Origin of the sequence: Myroides odoratimimus, assembly GCF_038039805.1 — a bacterium.
Taxonomy (GTDB): domain Bacteria; phylum Bacteroidota; class Bacteroidia; order Flavobacteriales; family Flavobacteriaceae; genus Flavobacterium; species Flavobacterium odoratimimum_B.
In genome coordinates this window covers 155,522-181,268 of the sequence record NZ_JBBPHK010000003.1, presented here as the reverse complement: position 1 = coordinate 181,268, position 25,747 = coordinate 155,522, and the positions used below count along the sequence as shown (strand labels likewise).

The 25,747-nt window shown below is 34.4% G+C and carries 16 protein-coding genes; 12 read left to right on the top strand and 4 right to left on the bottom strand.

The features are described from left to right. Nucleotide 1: 1 nt before the first annotated feature. Nucleotides 2–634 carry a DUF4230 domain-containing protein gene (locus AABL85_RS04435; protein WP_283840453.1) on the top strand — a complete coding sequence of 211 codons (633 nt, stop codon included), beginning with the start codon at nucleotides 2–4 and terminating at the stop codon, nucleotides 632–634. Here the strand turns inward: AABL85_RS04435 and AABL85_RS04430 are convergent. The 3 genes from AABL85_RS04430 to AABL85_RS04420 all read right to left on the bottom strand — a co-directional run bounded on the left by AABL85_RS04430 (nucleotide 629) and on the right by AABL85_RS04420 (nucleotide 5,124). After that, nucleotides 629–2,380: an aromatic amino acid hydroxylase gene (locus AABL85_RS04430; protein WP_341309318.1), complete on the bottom strand. Its 1,752-nt coding sequence runs from the start codon at nucleotides 2,378–2,380 to the stop codon at nucleotides 629–631. The two genes, AABL85_RS04435 and AABL85_RS04430, sit on opposite strands and share 6 nt — an antisense overlap. 177 nt (nucleotides 2,381–2,557) lie before the next feature. Continuing rightward, a complete protein-coding gene (locus AABL85_RS04425; RefSeq protein ID WP_131540259.1) occupies nucleotides 2,558–3,115 on the bottom strand; it encodes a DUF4136 domain-containing protein in 558 nt (185 codons plus the stop codon). A gap of 20 nt (nucleotides 3,116–3,135) precedes the next feature. Further along, entirely contained in the window at nucleotides 3,136–5,124 is a 1,989-nt protein-coding gene (locus AABL85_RS04420; protein ID WP_341309317.1) for a urocanate hydratase, read from the bottom strand. 180 nt (nucleotides 5,125–5,304) lie between these two features. Between AABL85_RS04420 and AABL85_RS04415 the strand changes: the two genes are divergently transcribed. From AABL85_RS04415 to hemL, 4 genes are all read left to right on the top strand, one after another. Beyond that, nucleotides 5,305–5,637, top strand: coding sequence for a hypothetical protein (locus AABL85_RS04415; protein WP_341309316.1), 333 nt, complete (start codon nucleotides 5,305–5,307; stop codon nucleotides 5,635–5,637). Then, on the top strand, nucleotides 5,630–6,508 hold the full coding sequence (locus AABL85_RS04410; protein ID WP_131540256.1) for a 1-aminocyclopropane-1-carboxylate deaminase/D-cysteine desulfhydrase: 879 nt from the start codon (nucleotides 5,630–5,632) through the stop codon (nucleotides 6,506–6,508). The genes AABL85_RS04415 and AABL85_RS04410 overlap by 8 nt, the downstream gene beginning before the upstream one ends. Nucleotides 6,509–6,589: 81 nt before the next feature. Continuing rightward, nucleotides 6,590–7,486: a glucosaminidase domain-containing protein gene (locus tag AABL85_RS04405; RefSeq protein ID WP_131540255.1), complete on the top strand. Its 897-nt coding sequence runs from the start codon at nucleotides 6,590–6,592 to the stop codon at nucleotides 7,484–7,486. A 1-nt stretch (nucleotide 7,487) separates the two neighbouring features. Further along, a complete protein-coding gene (hemL, locus tag AABL85_RS04400; RefSeq protein WP_286414303.1) occupies nucleotides 7,488–8,768 on the top strand; it encodes a glutamate-1-semialdehyde 2,1-aminomutase in 1,281 nt (426 codons plus the stop codon). A 289-nt stretch (nucleotides 8,769–9,057) separates the two neighbouring features. Here the strand turns inward: hemL and AABL85_RS04395 are convergent, their stop codons facing one another. After that, nucleotides 9,058–9,657 (bottom strand): ribonuclease HII, encoded by a 600-nt coding sequence (locus AABL85_RS04395; RefSeq protein ID WP_341309315.1) that lies wholly within the window; start codon nucleotides 9,655–9,657, stop codon nucleotides 9,058–9,060. Nucleotides 9,658–10,064: 407 nt separating this feature from the next. Here AABL85_RS04395 and AABL85_RS04390 point away from each other — a divergent pair, with 407 nt between their 5' ends. From AABL85_RS04390 to AABL85_RS04360, 7 genes are all read left to right on the top strand, one after another. Beyond that, the gene (locus tag AABL85_RS04390) at nucleotides 10,065–13,211 is read left to right on the top strand and encodes a TonB-dependent receptor (protein WP_341309314.1); all 3,147 of its coding nucleotides are present in this window, start codon (nucleotides 10,065–10,067) and stop codon (nucleotides 13,209–13,211) included. 13 nt (nucleotides 13,212–13,224) lie between these two features. Beyond that, the gene (locus AABL85_RS04385; RefSeq protein WP_341309313.1) at nucleotides 13,225–14,793 is read left to right on the top strand and encodes a RagB/SusD family nutrient uptake outer membrane protein; all 1,569 of its coding nucleotides are present in this window, start codon (nucleotides 13,225–13,227) and stop codon (nucleotides 14,791–14,793) included. Between the two features lie 87 nt (nucleotides 14,794–14,880). Continuing rightward, entirely contained in the window at nucleotides 14,881–15,678 is a 798-nt protein-coding gene (locus tag AABL85_RS04380) for a hypothetical protein (protein WP_341309312.1), read from the top strand. Nucleotides 15,679–15,961: 283 nt separating this feature from the next. Further along, entirely contained in the window at nucleotides 15,962–19,138 is a 3,177-nt protein-coding gene (locus AABL85_RS04375) for a TonB-dependent receptor (RefSeq protein WP_341309311.1), read from the top strand. A gap of 11 nt (nucleotides 19,139–19,149) precedes the next feature. Next, nucleotides 19,150–20,664 (top strand): RagB/SusD family nutrient uptake outer membrane protein, encoded by a 1,515-nt coding sequence (locus AABL85_RS04370; RefSeq protein ID WP_341309310.1) that lies wholly within the window; start codon nucleotides 19,150–19,152, stop codon nucleotides 20,662–20,664. A 144-nt stretch (nucleotides 20,665–20,808) separates the two neighbouring features. Beyond that, nucleotides 20,809–24,012, top strand: a complete 3,204-nt coding sequence (locus AABL85_RS04365; protein WP_341309309.1) for a SusC/RagA family TonB-linked outer membrane protein — start codon at nucleotides 20,809–20,811, stop codon at nucleotides 24,010–24,012. 16 nt (nucleotides 24,013–24,028) lie between these two features. Continuing rightward, nucleotides 24,029–25,525, top strand: a complete 1,497-nt coding sequence (locus tag AABL85_RS04360; RefSeq protein ID WP_341309308.1) for a RagB/SusD family nutrient uptake outer membrane protein — start codon at nucleotides 24,029–24,031, stop codon at nucleotides 25,523–25,525. The last annotated feature ends 222 nt before the right edge of the window (nucleotides 25,526–25,747 follow it).

Below are 25,747 nucleotides of genomic sequence, written 5' to 3'. Positions count from 1 at the left end.
TATGAGAAAGTTATTGCGCGTACTCTTCGGTATATTTATAGTGCTCTTCTTTATGTTTGCAGGAGTTGTTTTGTATAACAGCTTTGTGAAGGGGGATAAAGATGATATGCAATACAATACAGCTCTAATCCAAGAGCAGTTAAAAAACGTGAGTAAATTAGTGGTGACAGAAGCTACTTTCTCACAAGTAATGACGTATAAGGATCAGCAGAAATACTTTTTAAATATGCTTTCTTTTGATAAAAAGGCTGTGGTTATTATTAATGCAAAGGCTACAGTGTCTTATGATTTGAGTCAACTGCAATATCAGATCGATGAGAAGAATAAGGTAGTGCAATTAATATATATACCAGAAGCAGAAGTAAATATCTATCCTGACTATAAAATACTAGATGTAGAACAGAGTACTTTCAACCCTTTTAAAGGAGATGACTACAATAAGATTAATGCAAAAGTGAAGAAAGACTTAGAAGATAAAATAGAAAAGTCCACTTTAAAATCGAATGCGGAGAATCGACTTATAAGTGAACTTTCTAAAATATTAATAGTTACCAATACTCTAGGTTGGAAACTAGAGTATCAAGGTAACGTTATTCAAAGTGATAAAGACTTGGTATTAGATATGGCTTTATAAGCTTTTTAGAATAATATCTATACCGTCTTTGATTAAATGAGCTACTTCAGGTCTGTTTGTTTGAACAGATTTAAGGTGGCTCATTGCTTTTTCAGCTAATACTGTATTTGAAGCTTTGTTAGCTAATTCCAGTATTTCTACTGTAAGTAACCAATCAGAAGGGTATTCATTGGTTAGAACATCTAGTACGTTGTTTAAATCAGTTGTTTTATTCTCTTCTCTCATGGCTCTAACTTCTTGGTAGAAGTTTTCAAGCTTTATTTTACTCTCGTCTCTTTTTGCTTTTATTGTTTGGCTAGAAGGAACATGATTGATTAGATCAAAACTGTGGTAGTCAGCAGGCCCTGAGAAAGCAGAGATCACATGAGCACCAACAGCCATATCATAAGTCCCCCATTCTGGTTGGAATAGTACTTCATCATTGTGCTTCACTGTACAGTCACTAAAACTAATCAGAATAATCTTACCATGTATATTGCGAATACCCGTGATATTAGTTCCAGATACAGTGATCCCTCCTTCGAACTCTAGAGTTACTGGCTTGCCTTCATATAAGTTATAAGCTTTTAGATCTCTAGGGCTCATATCTTCTATAGCAAGGTTGATTCCCTTTAAACGACCTAATGCAGTACCAAAACCATGTGGATGAGTCTCTGTGCCGTGCCCTACTAATTCTTTCTCTCTATAGGCTAAAGCTGTTTTGCCTGTTGTCTGTACATAAGCAGGTTTGCCTTCGTGTTCGATTACACGTGTAAATACACCTGATATCTGTAGACCTGTATTCAGTTCTATCGTACCTAAGGCTTTAGAGTCTATTAGTTTGTTTATTCCCATTAAGCCTCCTTTTCTTAAAGCCATCTTATTTGCAAACTCTTCTAATACTTCACTTAGATAAGCAAAGTCAGGAGTTACATATAACTGAGGTTGAGGCTTAGTGATATCAAAGCCTTGGTATGCAGCTTCTATGCTGTAAGGAAGTTTTTTTACATTATCAGTCATACACCATGCACTCTCTCCGATAGAAGATAGTAAGCCTGCTCCGTATATCTTAGGGTTATCCGTAGTACCGATTAATCCGTACTCTACTGTCCACCAGTGAAGATTACGGATAAGTGCCATTTCAGAAGGTTCTTCTGTTATACCTTGTAAATAATCTACCTGCTCTTCTGCCTTTTTGATTTCTTCAGGTTCTACACCCTCAGCCTCTTTTAAGATAGACAGTAAGCGGATAGCTTCATATATCTCATAGTCTCTGCCAGAAGAAATAGCCTTACAGCCTATCTCTCCGAAGCGTCTCAGATACTCAGCATACTCAGGGTTAGCGATAATAGGAGCATGTCCTGCCCCTTCGTGTATAATGTCTGGTGCAGGTGTGTATTCTATATTCTCTAATTGTCTAATATCTGATGCAATAACAAGTACTTTATACGCCTGAAACTCCATAAAGGCATTCGGTGGTATAAAGCCATCTACTGCTACAGCAGCCCAACCTATTTCTTTTAGTATTCTATTCATCCCATACATACTAGGGATGCTTTCTATAGAAATACCTGTTTTAGCTAGACCGTCAAGATATGATTCGTGAGCAACTTTAGATAGATAATCAACATTTTTACGCATAACGTATCGCCACACAGCTTGATTAATAGGTGTATAATCCTGATAACTCTGTGGTTTGATAAATTGTTTTAAATGCTGTGGCAATCTTTCGATCAAGTCGTTACTTTCATATTCTTGTGTTTTCATAAATGAAATTTGTTATTGTTTGTCGTAAATATAATAAAAACAATGGACGATAGGCACTCAGAATACCTTATTGTTGTGTTTTTAATCGAATCATTAAGAGAATTCTTTAGAAAAGTATAAAAGAATAGAGGCTCTCCTGTAAGGGAAAGCCTCTGTGTATATCATCTATAGGAAGAATTATTTCTTCTCTAGCGTAGGAGGGAACTTAGATAATATCTTTTCGATAAACTCATGTATTCTCTCTTCTTTTTTCTCTGGAGTAGGTGCATTGTCTAGGTATCCTGTTCCTATTCCTTGCCAGATTAAGGCTTTTTTCTTTGTGTCTAGAACGTCTATATAAAGTGTCCCCTCTATAGAAGTAGACACTGTCGTATTATTAGGTCCCCAATATGGTCCCCATCCCCAACCGTAGTATCCGTAAGGAGAATAGAAGTTGTTATGGGTAGTCACATTGACTTGTTTTGACGCTTTAGTGAAAATATTAATAACAAAATCAGGATTGCTACTAGCTTTTGTAAAACCTTTTGCTGTAAGATTACTATCAATAGCAGTTAGAATTCTCTTCTTGTCTAAGTCATTAATCGTTGCTTGATCAATACCTTCTTTAAAGAAAGCATACGTTTTGTATTGTTCGAAGTCCACAGCTTTATCATAATCTGCTGTTACTTTAACGCTACTACATGATGCTATAAATAACATCAATAGAGCTAGTGGTAATAATTTAATAGCTTTCATGAGTGAAATTGTTTTAATTGTTATTTCAATAAGTTTTCATCTACTATATTTGGAATAGTTACTTTTAGAAGTGGTTCTACTTCCATCGCTCTTTTTATTGCAAAAATAGCTTCGTCATTTCTAGCCCAGCTTCTTCTAGCGATTCCATTATTAACATCCCAGAATAGCATTGATTCTAATCTTTTTTGTGCTTCAATAGTACCATCAAGTAACATACCAAAACCACCATTGATTACTTCTCCCCATCCTACACCACCACCATTGTGGATAGATACCCAAGTAGCTCCTCTGAAGCTGTCTCCGATAACGTTATGGATAGCCATATCGGCTGTGAATTTAGAGCCATCATAGATATTAGACGTTTCTCTGTATGGTGAGTCTGTACCTGATACATCATGGTGATCTCTTCCTAATACTACAGGGCCTATCTTACCTGCTTTAATAGCGTCGTTAAATGCTCTGGCGATATTAATTCGTCCTTCTGCATCCGCATATAAGATACGAGCTTGTGACCCTACTACTAGTTTATTCTCTTGTGCACCTTTTATCCAACGGATATTATCAGCCATCTGTTGTTGTATTTCTACAGGCGAGTTTTTAATCATCTCTTCTAATACCTCACAAGCGATCTCATCTGTTTTGGCTAGATCTTTTGGATTTCCAGATGTACATACCCATCTAAATGGTCCAAATCCGTAGTCAAAACACATTGGCCCCATAATATCCTGTACATAACTAGGGTATTTAAAGTCGATATTATTAGCTGCCATAACATCAGCTCCTGCTCTAGAAGCTTCTAATAAGAAAGCATTCCCATAGTCAAAGAAATAAGTTCCTTTAGCTGTGTGTTTATTAATAGCGGCAGCTTGTCGTCTTAGAGACTCTTGTACTAGTTCTTTAAACTTAGCTGGGTTATTAGCCATTAAGTCATTTGCTTCTTCAAAAGCAACGCCTACTGGGTAGTATCCTCCTGCCCAAGGGTTGTGAAGAGAGGTCTGATCAGAACCTAAGTCTATGTATAAATCTTGTTTGTCAAATTCTTCCCATATATCCACTACGTTACCTTGGTATGCGATAGATACGATTTCTTTATCCTCTTGTGCTTTTTTAACGCGAACGACTAGGGCGTTGATATCAGTTATTACTTCATCTACCCATCCTTGAGAATGTCTAGTATGTACTGCTTTAGGGTTTACCTCTGCACATACCGTAATACATCCTGCAATATTTCCAGCTTTTGGTTGAGCACCACTCATTCCTCCTAATCCTGAAGTCACAAACAGCTTACCTGCTAATCCTTCTCCGTTTTTAGCTATTTTTCTACCGCCGTTTAGCACTGTGATTGTTGTCCCATGTACGATACCTTGAGGACCTATATACATATAGCTACCTGCAGTCATCTGACCGTACTGTGTCACACCTAACGCATTGAACTTTTCCCAATCATCCGGTTTCGAGTAGTTAGGGATCATCATACCATTAGTCACTACTACACGAGGTGCGTTTTTATGAGAAGGGAATAGTCCCATAGGATGACCAGAATACATTACTAATGTCTGCTCGTCAGTCATCTCTCCTAAATACTTCATCGTCAGTAAGTATTGAGCCCAGTTAGAGAACACAGCTCCATTACCTCCGTAAGTAATTAACTCATGTGGATGTTGAGCTACAGCATAGTCAAGGTTGTTTTGGATCATTAGCATGATTGCCTTCGCTTGTAGACATTGTCCAGGATATTCATCTATCGGTCTAGCATACATCTTGTAGTCCGGGCGTAGACGGTACATATAGATTCTTCCGTACTTTTCAAGTTCTTCTTTGAACTCAGGGATAAGTGTGCTGTGGTTCTCACTTGGGAAATAGCGTAGCGCATTCTTAAGGGCTAATACTTTCTCATCATCAGATAAGATTTCTTTTCTCTTAGGAGCGTGGTTGATAGATAAATCATACTCTTTCTTAGGAGGTAACACAGTCGGTATCCCTTGTAAAATATGTTCTTGAAAAGTCATTTTTATAATTTTTTGTTTGTTATTAATTTTTATTTAAATACTAGTGAATTAGCCAAATCATTAACTATTTTTGCTACGTTGACGCTTTATTACACTAGCTGTAGTAAAACTGATGGGAAGATAGTAATAAACTTGGATAAAATTAATATCTCGATTATTAAAAAGTTCTAAAAAAAGAGAGTGGTAATTGTTTGTAAATATTTAGTTCCTAAAGGATATCAGGGAATAACATTGTTTCCCTTTATTATTTTAAGATCAGCAGAATCTAAAGGAGATTGTTATTTACTAAATCATGAACGCATCCATCTAAGGCAACAAATAGAACTGTTGATTGTGTTATTTTATCTTTGGTATGTTTTAGATTTTGTGTGGCGTTATTTTCAAACTAAGGATGTGAAAAAGGCATATCGTAAGAACCTGTTTGAGAGAGAAGCGTATCAATATGAACACAATCTTGACTATTTAAAAACGAGAAGACTTTATTCATTCTTAAGAAATAATACTAATGTTTGAGAGCGAGAATGTATATAATGAACAATTAAAAGTAGAATTGCCTAGAGGGATTACTATTTTTGTCAAGAGAGAAGATTTATTACATGAAGAAGTATCAGGTAATAAGTTTAGAAAATTAAAGTACAATATTTTAAAGGCGCAAGAGTTAGGATATAGTAAGCTTTTGACATTCGGTGGGGCATATTCTAACCATATAGCCGCTACTGCCGCGGCAGGACGTATCTGTGGAGTAGAGACGATAGGTATCATTAGAGGTGAAGAGCTAGAAAATAACTACGCAGGCAATCCAACACTAACGAAGGCAGTAGAGGATGGAATGACGCTTGGTTTTATGACGCGCACAGAGTATAGAAGTAAAGGAGAGGTAGAGATCATCGATAGACTAAAAACTAGGTATGGAGATTTTTATTTAGTACCAGAAGGAGGAACGAATGCAGAGGCAATAAAGGGAACAGAAGAAATATTAAAAGAAGGTGATGAGGCCTTTGATTATATCTGTACAGCTGTAGGAACAGGAGGGACGATAGCGGGTATTATTAATAGTTCTCATCAGAATCAAACTATATTAGGCTTTCCTGCCCTTAAAGGGAGCTTTTTATATGAGGATATTCGTAAGTTTGCTACTAATGACAATTGGGACTTAGTCTTAGACTATCACTTCGGAGGATATGCTAAGTACAATGAGGAATTGCTGTCATTTCTAAGAGAACTCTATAGACTGACAGGTGTTTTGTTTGATCCTATTTATAATGGTAAGATGATATATGGGGTGTTAGAAGAGATTAAGAAAGGAAGATTTAAGGATAATAGTAAAATACTTGTAATACACACTGGTGGCTTGCAAGGTTGGAATGAAAAGATAAATATTTAGCAATAGTAATGTATGTATAGAAGAATCATTTTTTTTATTTGTATGGTCTTTCTTGTTGGGTGTGCTAGCAAGAAAACTCCAATGCCTAAGAGTAAGGCTCTAACTACGAAGAGATATCCTGCTCCTACTGGAAAAAAAGTAAAAGAAAAAGAACTCGTGTCTAAGTCTGAGTATAGAGATAAACTTCAGAAAAATGAAGTGGATAGAAAAAAAGAAGAGAAGAAGAGAAGCTCTAGTGAGGTCTTAGAAGCTACCTCTAGACTAAGTGTGACGACTGATATGATACGCGACTATATACTTACATATAAAGATGTTGCAAAAGATAATATGACGACATACGGGATCCCTGCTAGTATTAAATTAGCTCAAGGGGTGTTAGAATCTGGCTCAGGACAAGGGACACTGAGTAGAAATGCGAATAACCACTTCGGTATTAAGTGTCATCAAGGATGGGACGGTGAGTCTGTACGCCATACAGATGATGCACCAGACGAATGCTTTAGAAAATATAGCAATCCTAACGAATCTTATACAGACCACTCTCTGTTCTTAACGAATAGAGGGCGTTATAGCAGTCTGTTTTTATTAGAAAAGGATGATTATGAAGGATGGGCAGTAGGACTAAAGAGTGCGGGGTATGCTACTGACCCTAGATATGCTGAGAAGTTGATCAGTCTTATCGAACGATATGAACTGTATAAATACGATGCTGAGGTGCTAAATAAGACTGTGACAGGGCCTAGACCTAGAACAATAGCTACAACGACTGATAAACCTAGTGCAGTAACAGAAACTAAATCTACATCGAAGTCTTCTCAGTCTAGTGCTAAAAGTAAAGGGACGGTACATGTAGTGAAAAAAGGTGATACATTATACTCTATCTCTAAGAGATATAATACGACTGTAGCACAAGTACAGAAAATGAATAAATTAACAGGAACAAACCTTTCAATAGGTCAAACTTTAAAAATAAAATAATATGTTATACCAAAGAAGTAGTAAGCTTTTTGCAGAAGCTGAGAAAGTGATACCAGGAGGAGTTAACTCTCCAGTACGTGCTTTTAAATCTGTCGGAGGAACTCCTATCTTCGTTAAAGAGGCTAAAGGAGCATATTTATACGATGAGGATGGTAATAAACTTATAGATTATATTAACTCTTGGGGACCTATGATCTTAGGACATGCTTATGAGCCAGTAGTTAATGCTGTAGTCGAAAAAGCAAAACTAGGGACTTCTTTTGGGATGCCTACAGAGATAGAGACACAGATAGCTGAGCTAGCTGTATCTATGGTACCTAATATTGATAAAATTCGCTTTGTGAATTCTGGTACAGAAGCCTGTATGAGTGCTATTAGATTAGCTAGAGGGTATACAGATAGAGAGAAGATTATCAAATTTAAAGGTTGTTATCACGGGCACTCAGATTCATTCTTGATTTCTGCAGGAAGTGGAGCTGTTACTTTTGGTTCACCTAACAGTCCTGGTGTAACTGCAGGTACAGCAAAAGATACTTTATTAGCAGATTATAATAATCTGAGTAATGTAGAGTCTATCCTAGAAGCAAACAAAGGAGAAGTAGCTGCGATCATCATCGAGCCTGTAGCGGGGAATATGGGATGTGTACCTCCTGCAAAAGGATTCTTAGAGGGATTAAGAGCGTTATGTGATAAGCATGGTACATTATTAATCTTTGATGAGGTGATGACAGGCTTCCGTCTAGCGAAAGGTGGAGCGCAAGAATTATTTGGTGTGAATGCCGACATCGTTACTTTTGGTAAAGTGATTGGTGGAGGATTGCCAGTAGGAGCTTTTGCTTCTCGTAACGAGATTATGAATTACCTTGCACCAGTAGGACCTGTATACCAAGCAGGAACACTATCTGGTAATCCATTAGCGATGGCAGCTGGTCTTACGATGTTACAAGAAATTAATAAAGATGCTGATCTATTTAAACGCCTTGAAGAAAAGACAGCATATTTAGAAAAAGGAATGCGCAAGGTGTTAACAGATAATAAAGTAGCTTATACGATTAACCGTGTGGGATCTATGATCTCTGTATTCTTTGACGAAAGAGAAGTAGTTGATTTCGAAACAGCAGGATATGGTAATAACGATACGTTTAAGAAATTCTTCCATGGATTATTAGCTGAAGGGGTATATATCGCTCCATCATCTTATGAAACTTGGTTTATTACTGACGCATTGACTTATGAAGATTTAGATTACACGATTAATGCAGTAAATAAAATTTTCTCTTAAGCGAATTATTGCAATTTCAAAATACAGATCAATAACCTATTCTTTCCATAGAATAGGTTATTTTTTTATCTGCTATTTTGGGAGTTATCGCATAGTGGTCGCATAGTGATGGGATAGTGGTCGCATATTTTTGCCTGTTTTTAATGCGATCACTATGCGATAAGTGTCTTATCATTATGTTATGATAGGTATCTATGAGGACTAAATGAGATATTGTGTAGACTGTAGTGAGATGTTGTTAATAAAAAAGCACACCGAAGTGTGCTTGTAATCTATAGTGTTTAAGCTATTATAAGTCTAGTTTTAATTGATCAGGTAGAAGTTTAAAAGACATTCTATGGTACTTGCAAGGGCCATATTTTGCAATAGCTTCTCTGTGTTCTTTAGTAGGGTATCCTTTGTTTTTCTTCCAATTGTACATTGGGAATTCCTCGTGGATTTGATCCATATAATCATCTCGATACGTCTTCGCTAATATTGACGCTGCCGCTAAGCTTAGGTATTTCATATCTCCTTTGACAATACACTGATGAGGTAAATCTGGGATAGGAGTGAACTTATTTCCATCTATAATGAGAAACTCTGGTTTAGGGTTTAAGTCAAGTACAGAAAGAGTCATAGCCTTAATAGAAGCGTGTAAGATGTTTAGTTCTTCGATTGCGTCTTCGTGAAGATGAGTCACTTTATAAGTTAATGCCTGATCTTCTATGATATCTCGGAGTTTGTATCGTATCTTAGAGGTGATTTTTTTAGAATCGTTTATTTCTTCATTGATAAAGTCTAGTGGGAGTATTACAGCTGCAGCCGTTACAGGGCCAGCGATGCATCCTCTACCAGCTTCGTCAGTACCAGCTTCTAAGCTAAACTCGGAGAAATTTTTTAGTAACATCTAAAGTCTCGTTTTTAATTACTGCAAATGTAAATAATATTAGCTGGATAGTTAGAGAGAATCTTATGATAAATTTTATAGTTCTTAGTTCAATGTTTTGTTAAAAAACGATGAGTTTTTTAGTGATTTATTTTTGGTGATAAGGCGTATTTAGTGGTATTGGAAGATTTAAGTGTTAAAAAAAATAAGTCAGTTTTGTTTTTTTTAGCATTGAGTTAAAAAAACAATTGTTTTGATGTTTAGGTATTGTTGTTTTATTTGATTGTATGTATTTTTTAATTGTTAATATTTTAAATATTAATTAATGTATTGTGAATGTAATTGGTTAGTATTGTTAATAATGGGTATTCTAGTTAGGTTATCTAATTACTTTTTTAGATTTGTGAACTAACTAATTCAATTTAATAATGATTTCTAAGTTAAGATGGACTTTAGCTCTGGCAGCAGGGCTAGCTGTGCAAACTTCTTTTGCACAAGAAAAGACTCTATCTGGAGTAGTATCAGAAGGAGGACTTCCATTACCAGGTGTAAGCGTGGTAATCAAGGGGACTAACGAGGGTACTCAAACAGATCTAGATGGAAACTACTCTCTTAAGGTAAAACCTGGAGATGTATTGGTATATTCTTTCATCGGAATGAACGATAAAGAATATAAAGTGTCTACAGCTTCTAAGTATGACGTAGTTATGGCTGCAGAAGAAGAGATGCTTGATGAGGTTGTTGTGACTGCTTATGGTACGCAAAGTAAAACATCTATTGCTGGTTCTGTAGCAGTAGTTGATAGCAAACAAGTTAGAGATGTTGCAACAGCTGACGTTACACAAGGTTTAGTAGGTAAGGTTGCAGGGGTTCAGATTTCTAATAACAGTGGGGCGCCTGGTGACGGGGCTACTATTCGTTTTAGAGGGGTAGGATCTATTTCTGCGAGTTCAGAACCATTAATCGTATTAGATGGAGTTCCATTTAATGGTTCTTTAACTTCTATAAATAATGCTGATATTGAATCTATTTCGTTCTTAAAAGATGCTTCTGCGGCAGCTTTGTATGGAAATAGAGGGGCAAATGGAGTTATTATCGTAACAACTAAGAAAGGACAGTCTGGACAAACTAAAGTATCTATTGATACTAAAGTTGGTATAGCTAGTGCTAATTTCCAAGATTATGATAAGATGACTAATCCTGCTAAGTATTATGAGTCTTACTATGGTGCTTTAAGAAATAGTTATATGAATCCTAAAGATTCTAAATTAACTATGAATTTCGCCGATGCTTCTAATGCTGCAAGTAATGATTTAATAGGTAGCTTAGGGTATAATATTTATAATGTTCCTAATAATCAGTTAATAGATCCTACGACAGGACGTATTAATCCTAATGCTCAGTTGATGTATCACGAGCTTTATGATGATTACTTATTCAGAGACGGGCTATTCACTCAAAATAATATTAGTGTTTCTGGAGGTACTGATAATACTACATTCTTATTGTCATTAGGTCATGATAGAAATGAAGGTATCGTTGCTACAAATAACTATGAGAAAACTACAGGAAGATTAAATGTTAATACTCGTATCAACGAAACTTTCAAGTTAGGAGCAAGTGTTAACTATGCTCATATCGAAAATAAGAATCCATTAGGAGGAGATTATATTAGAGGTAATAATACGGCTTTTGCAAACCCATTCTTCTGGTCGTCAAAAATTGCTCCTATTTATCCAGTACATGCTTATGATGCTAATGGAAACATTATGAGAGATGTAGATGGAGGTGCTATTTATGATGATGGTTCAGGTAAATTCGCACCTAATATTAGACCATTTGGAGCTAACTCTAACCCTTATGCACAAGGATTAAATGATTACAGAAAAACTGTTTCTGATCAGTTATTTGCTTCTACTTATTTAGATGTTAAATTAGCTGCAGGATTATCATTTAAATATGTAATTTCTGCTGATTATCAAAATGACGTTTTACGTTATACTATGAATCCTACTTATGGATCAGGTGTTGGTGTAAAAGGACGTGTTAATCAACAAGATAATAAAATGTTCGCAGTGACTAACCAACAGTTATTAAACTATAACAAATGGTTTGGACAACATTCTGTTGACATCTTATTAGGTCACGAGACTATGCATCGTACTAAGGATAACTTATATGTACAACGTACTAATATGATGTTCCCTGATAGCCCATTTATTAACCATGGAGGTGTTATTAAAGCAGCTGATGGAGGACAAGATAAATATGTATTAGAAGGATATTTCGCTAAGCTTAACTACGGATATAATAATAAATATTTCGTGAATGCTAGTATTAGACGTGATGCTTCTTCATACTTCCATCCAGATAATAAATGGGGAACTTTCTTTGGTGTAGGTGCGGCTTATGCAATATCTTCTGAAGATTTTATGAAAGATATTACTTGGATCGATAACTTAAAACTTAAGGCTAGTTACGGAGAGCAAGGTAATGATAACTTAATGAGAGTTAACCCTTATCAAGACCAGTGGGCACTTTTCCCTAGTGGAGATGGAGATGCGCCAAGTTCTGTAGAGTTAATTAACAAAGGAAATAAAGATATCACTTGGGAGAAAAACAAAAACTTTAACGTAGGTTTTGAAGGATCTTTCTTTAATGGTATTTTTAGTATAGATGCTGAATTCTTTGAAAGAAAAGTTGATGATATGTTGTTCTTTGTTCCACAGTCGTCTACAACAGGAGTGTTAACTCAACCTTATAATGCTGGTAACATGAAAAATACTGGTTTTGAGGTAGGAGTTAATGTAGCAATTATTAGAACAGAAGATTTTAAATTAAACTTCAACGCTAATGCTACACATTATAAAAACAAAATTACTTCATTACCTGACGGACAGAAAGATATCGTATCTGGACAATTTATCCGTAGAGAAGGTGGTTCTATCTATAACTATTATTTAAAAGAGTATGTAGGTGTGAATCAAGAAAATGGTAATGCTCAGTTTATCGCAATTGATGATGAAACAGGAGAGCGTACTATTACAGAGAACTGGAATGAAGCGACATACCAAGACTTAAATAAATCTGCTTTACCATCTGTATATGGTGGATTTGGTTTAAATGCTGAGTATAAAGGATTTGATTTAGGTGCTAACTTTGCTTACCAATTAGGTGGATATGGTTATGATACTAAGTATACTGGTTTCTTTGGTGTTAAGCCAGGATACAATCTTCATAATGACTTTAGCAAAACATGGGATCCTGTTACAAAACAAGGAAGTTTACCTAGAGTAGATGTATCAGATTGGAAAAATGCTTATAGTGGTTCAACTTTAGCATTAATCAAATCAGATTATTTAAGTTTACAAAATGTTACTTTAGGATATACTTTCACTAAAGAAGTAACTTCAAAATTAGGTGTAGATCGTTTACGTATTTATGGAGTGGTTGATAACGTAGCTTTATGGTCAAAACGTCAAGGTTATGACCCACGTGTTAACTTAACAGGTCTTTCAGGGACTGGTTATCCATTGTATAGAACATTTGCATTTGGAGTTAATTTAAACTTTTAATTCGTAGGTAAAAATGAAAAAAATTATATATAGCTCTTTAGTTTTAGGAGCAATTTTAATGACTTCTTGTTCTAAGGAGTTTACTGAAACTCAACAAGGGAATTATTTCTCTACTGAGCAAATAGAAGGGATGTTAGCCAAACCTGAGTCTGCTACAGTTATTGTAAATGCTTTAGAGCGTGGTGAAGAAAGATCACGTGCTATGTCTGGATTTGCAGAAGTGGGAAGCCACGAAGATTTCGGACAAAAAGCTGTAGATATTTATATGGATGCTATGAGTAATGACATGGTATTCCCTAGAAATGATTGGTTTGCTTACGCTTATACTTATCAGGATCGTGTAGAGACAGGTAATACTGCTACGATTTATAATTATTATACAAAGTCTATTGCACTAAGTGATAATGCTATTCAAATGTTGATGAAAGGAGATAAGAACTATGCATCAACACCTATATATGCACGTTTATTGGCAGTTAGAGCTTATTCATATTTATACCTTACTCAGTTATATAGCCATGATGGAAAAAGTGTTCCTTATAGCTATGTAGATAATACAGGTGAGCGTCATAGAACTGAAGGTAGAATCCCAGAAACAGTAATGTTAGAGAATATTGAGAAGGATTTGGTTAGCGCGTACGGTATTTTTGATAAAAGTACTGATTATGTACGTCGTGATAAATCTTATATCGATAAAAACGTAGTTTCAGGAATATTATCTCGTTTTTACTTATATACTAAGAAATGGGATAAAGCAGCTGAATTTGCTCAAAAAGCTATGGGTGAAGTAGCTGTTAATAGTTTCGATGTTGTAAATGCGGGAACATTTAGTGAGTTGAATAACGCTGATGTGATGTGGGGATATCCTATCGATAATATGAATTCAGGTTTCTTCGCTTCTTATTTCTCTCATATGGATGTGTTTAATCAAGGATATGGTAGAGCAGCAGCTACACCAAAATCTATTGATAGACGTTTATACGATGGAATGAGCAACTCAGATGTTCGTAAAGTACAATGGTTTGCTGATGGTAAAAAAGAATATGAAGGAGGTAATTGGAAAGGTAAGAGAGTGCTGAAGAAATATAACAATACAAAGTTTGTTGATAAAACTAACTTTGTAGGGGATTATATCTATATGAGAAAAACAGAGATGTTCTTCAATTATATGGAAGCTTTAGCTAATAGTAAACAAGATGCTCTTGCTCAACAATTACTTGAAGATTACATGAAAACTCGTGATGCAAAATACGATTTTGCAAATAGAGATAAATCTGGAAAAGATTTTGGTCTTTCTCGTGAGACATTAATCGATGAAATTCGTTTTCAAAAACGTGTTGAGTTCTGGGGAGAAGGTTTCGGATTACTTGATATGAAACGTTGGGGACTTGAATTAAAACGTGTTTATGGTGAAGCAGGTAAAGATGATGAAGGAAATGCAACTGAAGGAACTTTATCTAACCATAAATATAATTCAGGATTATTTGATTTACCAGTAGGTTCAAATAGTTTTATATTGCAATTCCCATTAAATGAGATTAACGTTTATAAAGGCGCTTTAGAGCAAAACCCTTATAAATAGTTGTGATAAATAAAAAAAGGTTGTTGAAAAACAACCTTTTTTTATTCGATAAATTGAATTATTTTGCAGCAGTTAAAACCAAATATTATGAAAAAAGTAAAAATAGCTTTGTTTGCTGTGATTATGGGAGCTATAGGCGTATCGTGTAGCTCTAGTGATAATGAGCCTTACAAACCAGACCCAAATAAAGGAGACTTCGTTAAAGTCGCTCGTATGACAGTAAGCAATGATGATAATGAAAATATAGTAGAAGTTAGATATGATATTGAGTACAATAGTTTCTTGAAATTAAGAAAGATATCTGAGTATAAGAACTATAATGAATTAGAGATACCTTCTAAACCATTGTTAAAGTATGAATTTGATTATTTGAAGAATAATGCTTTAAATTCAATCGTTATAACAACAGATGAAGGAGTTGAGTATGATAAATTAATAGCTTCTTATAAAAATGATTATTTGAATGATTTGACAGGTAAGAAGAGTTCTTTTGTGTATGAATATTCAAGCGGTAATGTAGTTAAGGCATCAAGTAGTGATAAAGTTTATACTTATGACTATGATAACCGTGGTAATCTGACTTCAGTATCGGACCATACAGGTGAATTATTTACCTATACTTATGGTGCAGGATATAATCCATTTGTACACAGTGAGTATAATTTGACATTTGACTATTTTCCCGGTGGTGATCTAATCCGTTTTGTTCAAAGTTCTAAGAACAATATAGAGACAGCTACTAATAAAAAGACAGGAGAGATATATACATTTAAAACGACTGCCTCTCATGAATTTGGGTATCCTACTAATATAGAAGTTAAAGGAAAAGATACTTCTAAATTGTTTAAGTTTGATTATGTTATAATTAGAGAGCCAGAGAAATAATCTAATGTAGTATCCAAAATAAAAAAACCTATAAGAATTTCTTATAGGTTTTTTTATGAAAAAAATTAAGATATAATTATTCGTATTTTATAATGAATTTATAAGTTTGAAATATTTATAAGTTTATTTTTTTGTTAATTATATAAGTTATGTTTTTATTTTTTGTGTTTTAGTTATCTATTGTTTTTTATTATAAATATGTTTTATTACTATTTCTTAAAGTTGTTATAAAATAATTCAAATATTTTGTTAGATTTGTTTCACTAACTAATCAATGTTATTAATGAAGAAATCTAGACTTAATTGGTTTTATGCTAGTTTGCTATTACTTTCGGTAAGCGCAGGTTATGCACAAGACAAGAAACTTACGGGAGTTGTAAGTGAGGGAGGATTACCACTTCCAGGAGTGACAGTAATGATCAAAGGATCAGATAAAGGTACTCAAACAGACTTAAATGGTAATTATAGTTTAAATGTACAAAAAGGAGATGTTTTAGTATTCTCTTTTGTTGGGATGAATGATGTGACTCACAAGGTGGGTGATGCTCCTGTTTATAATGTCTCTATGACAGGGGATTCTAGTAATGAATTAGATGCTATTGTGGTAACTGCTTATGGTACACAAAGTAAAGCGTCAGTAGCAGGATCTATTGCTACAGTAGAATCTAAATCAATAGAAGCAGTTGTTTCAACGAATGTGACTCAAGGCTTAGTAGGGAAGGTTGCAGGAGTTCAGATATTTAATAGTTCGGGAGCTCCAGGACAATCATCAGTTATACGTTTTAGAGGTATAGGTAGTATAAATGGAAGTTCGGCACCTTTGATTGTTTTAGATGGAGTACCTTTTAATGGAACAATGAATTCTATTAATAATGCCGATATTGAAAGTGTTTCTTTTTTAAAGGATGCTTCAGCTGCAGCTTTGTATGGTAATCGTGGAGCAAACGGAGTACTTATTATTACAACGAAGAAAGGTAAAGAAGGAGGGGTTAAAGTTACTGTTGATTCTAAGTTTGGTATAGCTAATAAAAATTATCGTGAGTATGATAGAATTACTGATCCTGGAATGTACTATGAGGCTTATCATCAAGCTTTGGCAGGGAGTTACTATCGTGCTGGTCAAAGCTCTAATAGAACTTGGGAGGAGTCGTTACAGTTGGCATCAAATAATTTAATTGGAAACAATGGGTCTTTAACTACTCTAGGTAATGGATTAGGGCATAATATTTATAATGTTGCTAATAATGAAGTTGTGCTGGCTAATGGAAAATTGAATCCTAATGCAAGTGTAAGATATCATGAAAATTATGAGGATTTTATTTTTAGAAATGGTTTTGTGAGCAATAATAATATTAGTTTAGCAGGGGGAAGTGAGAATTTGAAGTATTATATGTCAGTTGGACATGAAAGTAATGATGGTATTGTAAAGACTCAAACTTTTGAAAAAACGACAGTAAGGTTAAATTTAGATTCTAAGTTGAATAAGATATTCTCAATGGGAGGGAATTTAAGTTACGCAAATATTGTTCAGAAGGATCCTATGGGAGGAGGTTATGCTACTGGTGCAAACTCAAGTTATGTTAACCCTTTCTTTTGGAACAATACGATTGCTCCTATTTATCCAGTGCACGCTTATGGATTAGATGGGAAAATCATGAAAGATGATTTAGGCAATAATCTATTTGATGACGGTTCTGGGACAATATCTCCTTACTTAAGACCATTTGGAGGAAATTCAAATGCGTATGCTGAGGGGATTAATAATGTGCGTAAAAATCAGATTCATCAATTGTTTGGGACAGTTTTTTTGAATGCGGAATTATTTGATGGCTTCTCTTTTAAATATGTGCTTTCAGGAGATATGTATAGTTCTCTTCTGCGTCAAACACAGAATCCACTTTATGGTAGTGGTACTGGAGTTAAAGGTAGAATTTATCAAACTGATGATATGATGTTTGCAGTGACTCATCAACAATTATTAAATTATAGTAAAGGATTCGGTAATCACTCTATAGATGTTTTATTAGGACATGAAACTATGTCTCGTTCTAAAGATGATTTGTATGTTCAACGTACTAATATGGTCTTTCCAGATAGCCCTTATATAAATCATGCATCTGCTATTAATTCTGCAGAAGGAGGAGGAAATGATTATAAATTAGAAGGGTATTTTGCTAGATTAAATTATGGTTATGCAAATAAATATTTTGTTAATACAAGTATAAGACGTGATGCTTCTTCGTATTTTCATCCAGATCATAAATGGGGGACTTTCTTTGGAGTTGGTGGAGCATGGGTAATTAGTAGAGAGGGTTTCTTGGAAAATGTATCATGGTTAGACAATTTAAAATTAAAAGCTAGTTATGGTGAACAGGGGAATGATAATTTAGGAATTATTAATCCTTATCAAGATAAATGGATCGTTGCTCCAACCTTTGATGCTGATGCGGCTGTTATTATTAATCAAACTTTTCAAGGTACAAAAGATATTTCTTGGGAGAAAAATAAAAACTTTAATATTGGATTTGAAGGATCAATTTTAAACGGGCGTTTAAATGTTGAGTTCGAATACTTTCAGCGCCGAGTTAATGATATGTTATTTTTAGTTCCTATGCCTGTTGTTTCTGGAGTTGCTTCTAAACCATTGAATGCAGGAGATATGAAGAATACTGGTTTTGAATTATCTTTAAATGGAGATATTATTCGTCAAGATGATTTTAGATTAGGATTTAATTTTAATGCAACTCATTATAAAAACAGAATTACTAGGTTACCAGAAGGTCAAGATAGAATTGTTGATGGACAGTTTATTCGTGAAGTAGGTGGGTCTGTATATGATTTTTATTTAAAAGAATACGTTGGAGTTAATAAAGAGAACGGTAATGCTCAATTCGTAAGAATTGATCCAGAGACAGGAGTACGTTCTATTGTAGAGGATAGTAATTTAGCTACTAATCAACGAATTGATAAAAGCTCTCTTCCAAAGGTTTATGGAGGATTTGGCTTAGACGTTGAATATAAAGGTTTTGATTTGAGTGCTAATTTTGCGTATCAATTAGGAGGATATGGATTAGATTCTAAGTATTATGGATTCTTTGATGTTAGACCAGGGCAAAATATGCATAAGGATTATTCGAATGCTTGGTCGCCAACCAATACTAATGGAAGTACTCCTATGTTGTATATTCAAGATGCTCAAGGAGCATATTCAAGGTCAACTGCACAATTAGTCAAAACGGATTATTTGTCTCTTCAAAATGTAACTTTGGGCTATAACTTTACTCCTTCAGTAACTAAAAAAATAGGTTTAGATAAATTAAGAGTTTACTCTATTGTCGACAACCCTTTGTTATTTAGTAAAAGAAAAGGTTATGATCCTCGTTTGCATTTGACAGGTACTTCAGGTACAGGGTATAGTTTATATACTACGGTAATGTTTGGGGTTAACTTACAATTTTAATAGTAAAAATTATGAGAAAAATATATTATAGTATATTCCTTTTAGGAATTATGTTTACTGCAAGCTGTTCTAAGGATTTTGCGGAAGCAGAACAAAGAGATGCAATTTCTGATACTAAAATTAGTAAACTTGCTGCATTTCCAGAGTCAGCAATGAACCTGATAGAAAGCTTGGAAGCTGGTAATTATGCAAATACAGCAAAATCTGCGATAGGAGGTACTACTACGCATGAAGATTTTGGTATTAAATCAATAGATATTGCACTTGATGCAATGGGAGAAGATTTAGTATTTGCTGCGATGTCTCATTTTGGTTTTCACTATCAACATTTGTTTCGTTATGAGGATTATAGAGGATCGGGAATGTTGTATAATAACTATGCAAAATTAGCTCATAATGCTAATTTAGTTATGCAGTTTGTGTATAAATCAAAACCAACTTCATACAAGACGGATTATGCTTATGGAAGAGCTTTGGCTTTGAGAGCCTATGCTAATTTTAATCTTTTAAGATATTTTGGATATAATGGCTTAAGCCATGGTTATGAATATCTAGATGAGAGCACTGGAAATCTTGTTATATTTTATGAACGTGCCCCTATTGATGATATGAAGGCATTCATAGAAAAAGATCTAACAGAAAGTTTAGATATATTAAGCAATTATAGTTCAGTGTCAAAAGAAATATTATCAAAACAAGCAGTTGCAGGAATTGCTAGTAGATATTATTTGTATACCAATGATTGGGCTAAGGCACAAGCTTTTTCTCTTCAGGCTTTGAATAATTCTTTAAGTGCTGTTAATTTTAAAGATTTGAATGATGGTTTCTCGAATATACAGAATCCAGATGTTCTTTGGGGATTTGATATTAGTGCAGCTAATGCTACTGGTTATGCCTCTTTCTTTTCACATATGGATAGTTTTAATAGAGGTTATGGAGGTACAATTGGTGCTTATAAGATGATTGATAATAGTCTTTACATCCAGATTGATGATAAAGATTTACGTAAACAATGGTTCAATAATCAAAAGGACACTCTAGTTAGTCCAAGTGTTGGGGATGTAATTTTGCCTGGTGGTAAGGGAAGAATCCCATTACTAGCTAATTTAAAATTCTATGATAAGTCTACTAGTTTTACTGGAGATTATATTTATATGCGTAAGTCTGAGATGCTTTTGAACTTTGCTGAAGCCGCATTTGAGGGCGGGGCAACTGATAAGGCTATAGAGGCGTTAGAAATACTTATGGAATCTAGACAAAAAGATTATAAAGCCTCTAGTTTAAGTGGAAATGATTTAAGAGATGAAATACGTAAACAGCGTAGAATAGAATTATGGGGAGAAGGGTTTAATTTTTCTGATTTGAAAAGATGGAATATGGGTATTGATAGAAAGAAAAAGAATAGTAGCCATGTTTATGTTCCTGGAGCAGATGTTAAATTTGAAGCAGGAAGTGAAATGTTGCTTTTCCAATTTCCGATAGGAGAAATAAATGCTAACTCAAAATTGAGACCACAGAATCCATAAGACTTTTAAATATTAAGCCCATCCAAATTTTGGATGGGCTTTTTTATTTGAATTCTATTACAAATACTTTATAGTTCTTTGTTTATGTTAATTTATTGTTAACTACTGTGTTTAGATTTGTCATACTAACTAATCAATGTTTTTATGAAGAAATTTAGACTTAATTGGTTTTATGCTAGTTTACTATTACTTTCAGTAAGTGTAGGGCACGCACAAAACAAGACACTTACAGGGAAAGTGAGTGATGGAGGAACGCCTCTTCCAGGTGTTTCGGTTACTATAAAAGGAACAAGTCAGGGGGCTCAAACAGATTTAAATGGTAATTATTCTTTAAATGTTAAAGCAGGAGATGTACTTGTGTTCAGTTTTATCGGTATGAAGGATGTTACTTATAAGGTAGGGGGAGCATCTACTTATGATGTAGAATTATTGTCAGATGAACATATTTTAGATGAAGTTATTGTTGTAGGGTATGGGACTTCAACTAAAGAATCTTTTTCTGGTTCAGCATCGCAAATTAGTGCAAAGAGTATAGAAAGTAAAAGTGTTTCTAATGCGCTTGTAGCACTGTCAGGTGAAGCAGCTGGTGTTCGAATTATAAATGCTACTGGACAACCAGGTTCGGAACCTACTATTCGTATTCGTGGATTTGGCTCGATTAATGGTAATAGGAGTCCTTTAATTATACTAGATGGAGTGCCTTATAACTCAAATTTCTCCTCTATAAACCCTGCTGACATTGGTTCTTTGACTGTTTTGAAAGATGCGACAGCAACAGCTATTTATGGATCTCGTGGTGCAAATGGAGTTATTATTGTCAATACAAAGAATGGAAAAGGTGTAAAGTCTTATATAGAAGTAGAAGCTAAGACGGGAGTTAACTGGCGAGCTTTACCAGAATATGATATTATTACTTCTCCAGAACTTTATATGGAGTATTCATTTGAAGCGTTGAAAAATTTCGGAAAAATTAGAGGAAAGTTTACAGATGAGCAAGCACTTCTTTGGGCAGGTAAGAATCTTTTTAATCCACAATATGGTATTTCTTCTCATTACAATATGTGGAATGTAAAAGACGGTACAGAATTAATAGACCCTAGTACTGGTCAAGTTTATGCTGGAGTAAGTAGAAAGTACAATCCTGAGAATTGGAAGGATTATGCTTTTAGAAGTGGAAAACGTACAGAGGTGAACCTCAATATGGGAGGATCTAGCGATAAGTCTTCTTATTATTCTTCCATAGGTTACTTAAGTGATGAGGGATATTCTATTAAATCTGACTTCGAACGTCTAACAGCAAGACTTAATCTACAGCATAAACCTAAAGATTGGTTGGATGCGAAAATGAATATTGGTTATTCACATTCAGAAAGTAATAATAGTGGACAGAGTAGTGATTCAGGCAGTCTGTTTTGGTTTACTCAGAATATCCCATCTATTTATCCTCTTTATTTAAGAGATGCAGATGGAGGTTTTTTAAAAGACGTATATGGAGGTTATGAGTATGATTACGGTAGAGGTAGAGGATTTGGTTCTCAAACTAACGCTATAGCTGACGCTACTTATGGAAAAAATAAAGGAATGCGAGATGAAATAAATGCTAATGCTTCATTTAATGTTAAGTTATATGATGGATTAACGTTTGAAACTACTGTAGGAGGACAGTATTATAATAATACCAGAGATATTTTGGGTAGTATGTTTTATGGACCATCAGTGCCAAGCAAAGGGTCTATCTACAAAAGTAAAAGTGAAGTGTTTACTTATAATTGGCTTAAGTTATTTCGCTATAAAAAAGCTTTTGGAGGGCATGGTATTGAAGCGCTCGTTGCGCACGAAAATAGTTCTTATGAATATCGTTTGAACTCAATGGGTAAGAAAGATTTAGGAAACCCACATGGAACAGAGATGAATAATGGTAGTGTAACATTACCAACTAGCGGTTATAAAGATGTTTATACCATAGAAAGTTTTTTTGGACAATTAAATTATGATTTTGCTAATAAATATTTCTTAACAGGATCTGTTAGAAGAGATGGTTCATCAAGGTTTAAAAATGAAAAATGGGGAACATTTAGTTCATTGGGAGCCTCGTGGGTTATGTCGCGTGAAAATTTCATGAATGATCAAAAGCTATTTAGTAATTTAAAATGGAAGATTAGTTATGGTGTAATGGGAGATCAGAGTGTAGGGACATATTATGCAGGTGAAAACTATTGGGATATAGGGACTTATGGTGGAGATCTTGCTATATATGAAGGAAGGATTGGTAATGCTGAGTTGACGTGGGAAAAAGCTAAAATGTTCCAAGTCGGTACAGAATTTAGTTTAAAACAGTTTTTAGATGTTAGTATAGACTATTATATTAAGAATACAGATGATTTAATTTTTAATAGGGGAATAGGACCTTCTGTTGGGTTCCAATCCATAACTGTTAATGATGGGAGACTTAGAAATCAGGGACTTGAGTTTAATCTTGTGGGGCATATCTTAAAATCAAAAGATGCTTATATAGATTTGTCTATTAATGGAGAGTACCTTAGAAATAAGTTGAAAAGAATGCCTAATGACCCTTCTACTGGTGAAGAGAAGACAATTGATGTATCTGGGGTTTATGGTAGGTCTTCAGGACATTCTCTAGCAGATTTTTATATAAGGGAATGGGCTGGGGTTAATTCGGAAACAGGTCAAGCTCAATGGTATACTTATACTTACATAGGGGAAGATGGCCAGAAGCGACATGTGGAGTCATTAGTAGATTTTTTAGCAAAAAATCCTGAGATGGGAGGAAAATTGACAAAAGAAACAACAACAAGTTATGCAGAAGGTACTCTGAATTATGTAGGCAAATCTGCTATTCCAAAGTTAAGAGGAGGTATTAATTTAAATGCTGGTTACAAAGGTTGGGAATTAGGTATTCAAATGCTTTATAGCCTTGGAGGATATGCTTACGATAGCGCCTATGCAGGACTTATGGGGAATAGTAAAATAGGTAGTAATAACTGGCATAAAGATATTGGAAACCGTTGGCAAAAACCTGGAGATTTAACTGATGTGCCTAGGTTGTCAAGTAATGCTGATACTAATGTTAATGGAGTGTCAACTAGATTTTTGACTAAAAGTGATTTTTTGAGTATTAATAATGTTCGCTTAGGTTATCGATTGCCGTCAGCTTATGTAAAACAACTAGGTTTAGCAGAGTTAAGTTTTTATGTATCTGGTGATAATTTGTTATTGTTTACAAAACGAAAAGGATTTAACCCAACAGGATCAGAGTTTGGACAATCATCAACCTACCAGTATTCCCCTCTATCTACTATTACTGGTGGCGTAAAAGTGAAGTTTTAATTTAATAAATATTGACATGAAAAAAGGATTTATTATAATAATAGGATTGATATTATGTGGTTGTTCAAATGATTTTTTAGAAACACAGCCAACTAGTTCTCTGTCTAAGTCGGATATTGATGAAATTTCTAAGATTACGCCCCATCTAGGAGAGGCTACATTGAATGGTTTATATGCATATAACTTGAAAGCGGGATCTGGCGGTAGTGCAGGACATGATGATTTTGGACAAAAGGGATTCGATATTTATACAGATATGTTATCTGGTGATATGAATTTAAATGAATTAAAGTATGGCTGGTATAGAAGTATTAGTAACCATGATGGTACTATGAATTTTACATCAATAGAAAATTATAAAGGATGGCGTTTCTTTTATTATATGATTAGAGGAGCTAATAGTATAATATCTGGTTTTGAAGGAAAAGAACTAAACGGTTCACAAATGAAGGTATTGGCTGAGGCTAAGGCTTTGCGCGCATATATGTATTATAATTTAATGATGATGTATACTCAAGGTTATGATGCAGATGAGAAAATCTTACCTATTTATACCTCTCCTATTGCTAAGAATGCTCCTGCAAAGAAAACTAAAGAAGTTTTTGAATTAATGATTACAGATTTAACTGAGGCAATAGGGCTTTATGAGAAGTCGGGTAATATAGGTAAAGGAGCTAATGTTAACTATTTTGTAACAAAAGGGTTCTTGTCTTATGTTTATGCAGCTAAAGGTACTCAAGATGCATTAGCAGAAGCAGCGAAATTGACAGAGGATATTATCACTCAAGGTGCGTATCCAGTAGCGACAAAAGATGTTCTATTAGGTGGTTTTAATAAAGCTGCAAAGAATCCTAATTGGATGTGGTATGCTCAGATTACTTTAGAAAATAAGCTAAATTTAGCATCTTGGTATGGACAAGTAGATGTTTTCACGTATGGTTATCCTTCTGCAGGAGATACTAAGGGTTTAACCCCAGAGTTTTATGCAAAAATACCATCAAATGATATTAGAAAAGAACAGTTTGTAGTTGGTGTTGTAGTTGATGATCGTGGAGGTAGATATGATTTTGGTAGTTATGCTATTATACCAGTAAATAAGTTTTATGCTGCAGGACCAAAAGTTGTTGATGGAGCGCGTCAAGTGGAATCTGATTATGTGTTTATGAGAATTGAAGAAATGTATTTATTAAATGCGGAAGTAAATGCACGCATTGGCAATGAAGGGCAAGCTAAGAATATGTTAAAGCAATTACTAAGTCTTCGAATACCAGACAGTTCATATATTGATGCTCTTAATGGTAGAGTGTTGCTTGATGAGATAATTTTTCAAACTAGATTAGAGCTTTGGGGAGAAGGTAAGGCGTATGCTACTATAAAGAGAAATAAAAGAGTGTTTACTTATGGATCTAACCATTTAAATTTTCCTAACAGTATCTATGAATACAACGATCCACGTTTAACTTTTAAGGTTCCCCAGATGGAATTATTAAATAATACTGTTTATTACGACTAATAAACAATAGAAATGTATAAGAGATGAGTAACAGTTTTCTGTTACTCATTTTTTATTAACAAAATGTAAGGGTGTTTAATAAGTTTCGTTCTTATTTTTGATTTTTATTTATTATTTGGAGTGTTTTTTTGATAAAAAATATAAGTTTGAATGATTTAATAATGTAGGGTGTAATTTTTTTATTTAAAAATAATTAAAGAAAACTTAACATGTTTAAAATCT

Excerpts from the sequence above, each read along its gene's own strand:
- AABL85_RS04435 (WP_283840453.1), top strand. The coding sequence starts at position 2 with ATGAGAAAGTTATTGCGCGTACTCTTCGGTATATTTATAGTGCTCTTC.
- AABL85_RS04430 (WP_341309318.1), bottom strand. The coding sequence starts at position 2,380 with ATGAAAACACAAGAATATGAAAGTAACGACTTGATCGAAAGATTGCCA.
- AABL85_RS04425 (WP_131540259.1), bottom strand. The coding sequence starts at position 3,115 with ATGAAAGCTATTAAATTATTACCACTAGCTCTATTGATGTTATTTATA.
- AABL85_RS04420 (WP_341309317.1), bottom strand. The coding sequence starts at position 5,124 with ATGACTTTTCAAGAACATATTTTACAAGGGATACCGACTGTGTTACCT.
- AABL85_RS04410 (WP_131540256.1), top strand. The coding sequence starts at position 5,630 with ATGTTTGAGAGCGAGAATGTATATAATGAACAATTAAAAGTAGAATTG.
- AABL85_RS04405 (WP_131540255.1), top strand. The coding sequence starts at position 6,590 with ATGCCTAAGAGTAAGGCTCTAACTACGAAGAGATATCCTGCTCCTACT.
- hemL (WP_286414303.1), top strand. The coding sequence starts at position 7,488 with ATGTTATACCAAAGAAGTAGTAAGCTTTTTGCAGAAGCTGAGAAAGTG.
- AABL85_RS04395 (WP_341309315.1), bottom strand. The coding sequence starts at position 9,657 with ATGTTACTAAAAAATTTCTCCGAGTTTAGCTTAGAAGCTGGTACTGAC.
- AABL85_RS04390 (WP_341309314.1), top strand. The coding sequence starts at position 10,065 with ATGATTTCTAAGTTAAGATGGACTTTAGCTCTGGCAGCAGGGCTAGCT.
- AABL85_RS04385 (WP_341309313.1), top strand. The coding sequence starts at position 13,225 with ATGAAAAAAATTATATATAGCTCTTTAGTTTTAGGAGCAATTTTAATG.
- AABL85_RS04380 (WP_341309312.1), top strand. The coding sequence starts at position 14,881 with ATGAAAAAAGTAAAAATAGCTTTGTTTGCTGTGATTATGGGAGCTATA.
- AABL85_RS04375 (WP_341309311.1), top strand. The coding sequence starts at position 15,962 with ATGAAGAAATCTAGACTTAATTGGTTTTATGCTAGTTTGCTATTACTT.
- AABL85_RS04370 (WP_341309310.1), top strand. The coding sequence starts at position 19,150 with ATGAGAAAAATATATTATAGTATATTCCTTTTAGGAATTATGTTTACT.
- AABL85_RS04365 (WP_341309309.1), top strand. The coding sequence starts at position 20,809 with ATGAAGAAATTTAGACTTAATTGGTTTTATGCTAGTTTACTATTACTT.
- AABL85_RS04360 (WP_341309308.1), top strand. The coding sequence starts at position 24,029 with ATGAAAAAAGGATTTATTATAATAATAGGATTGATATTATGTGGTTGT.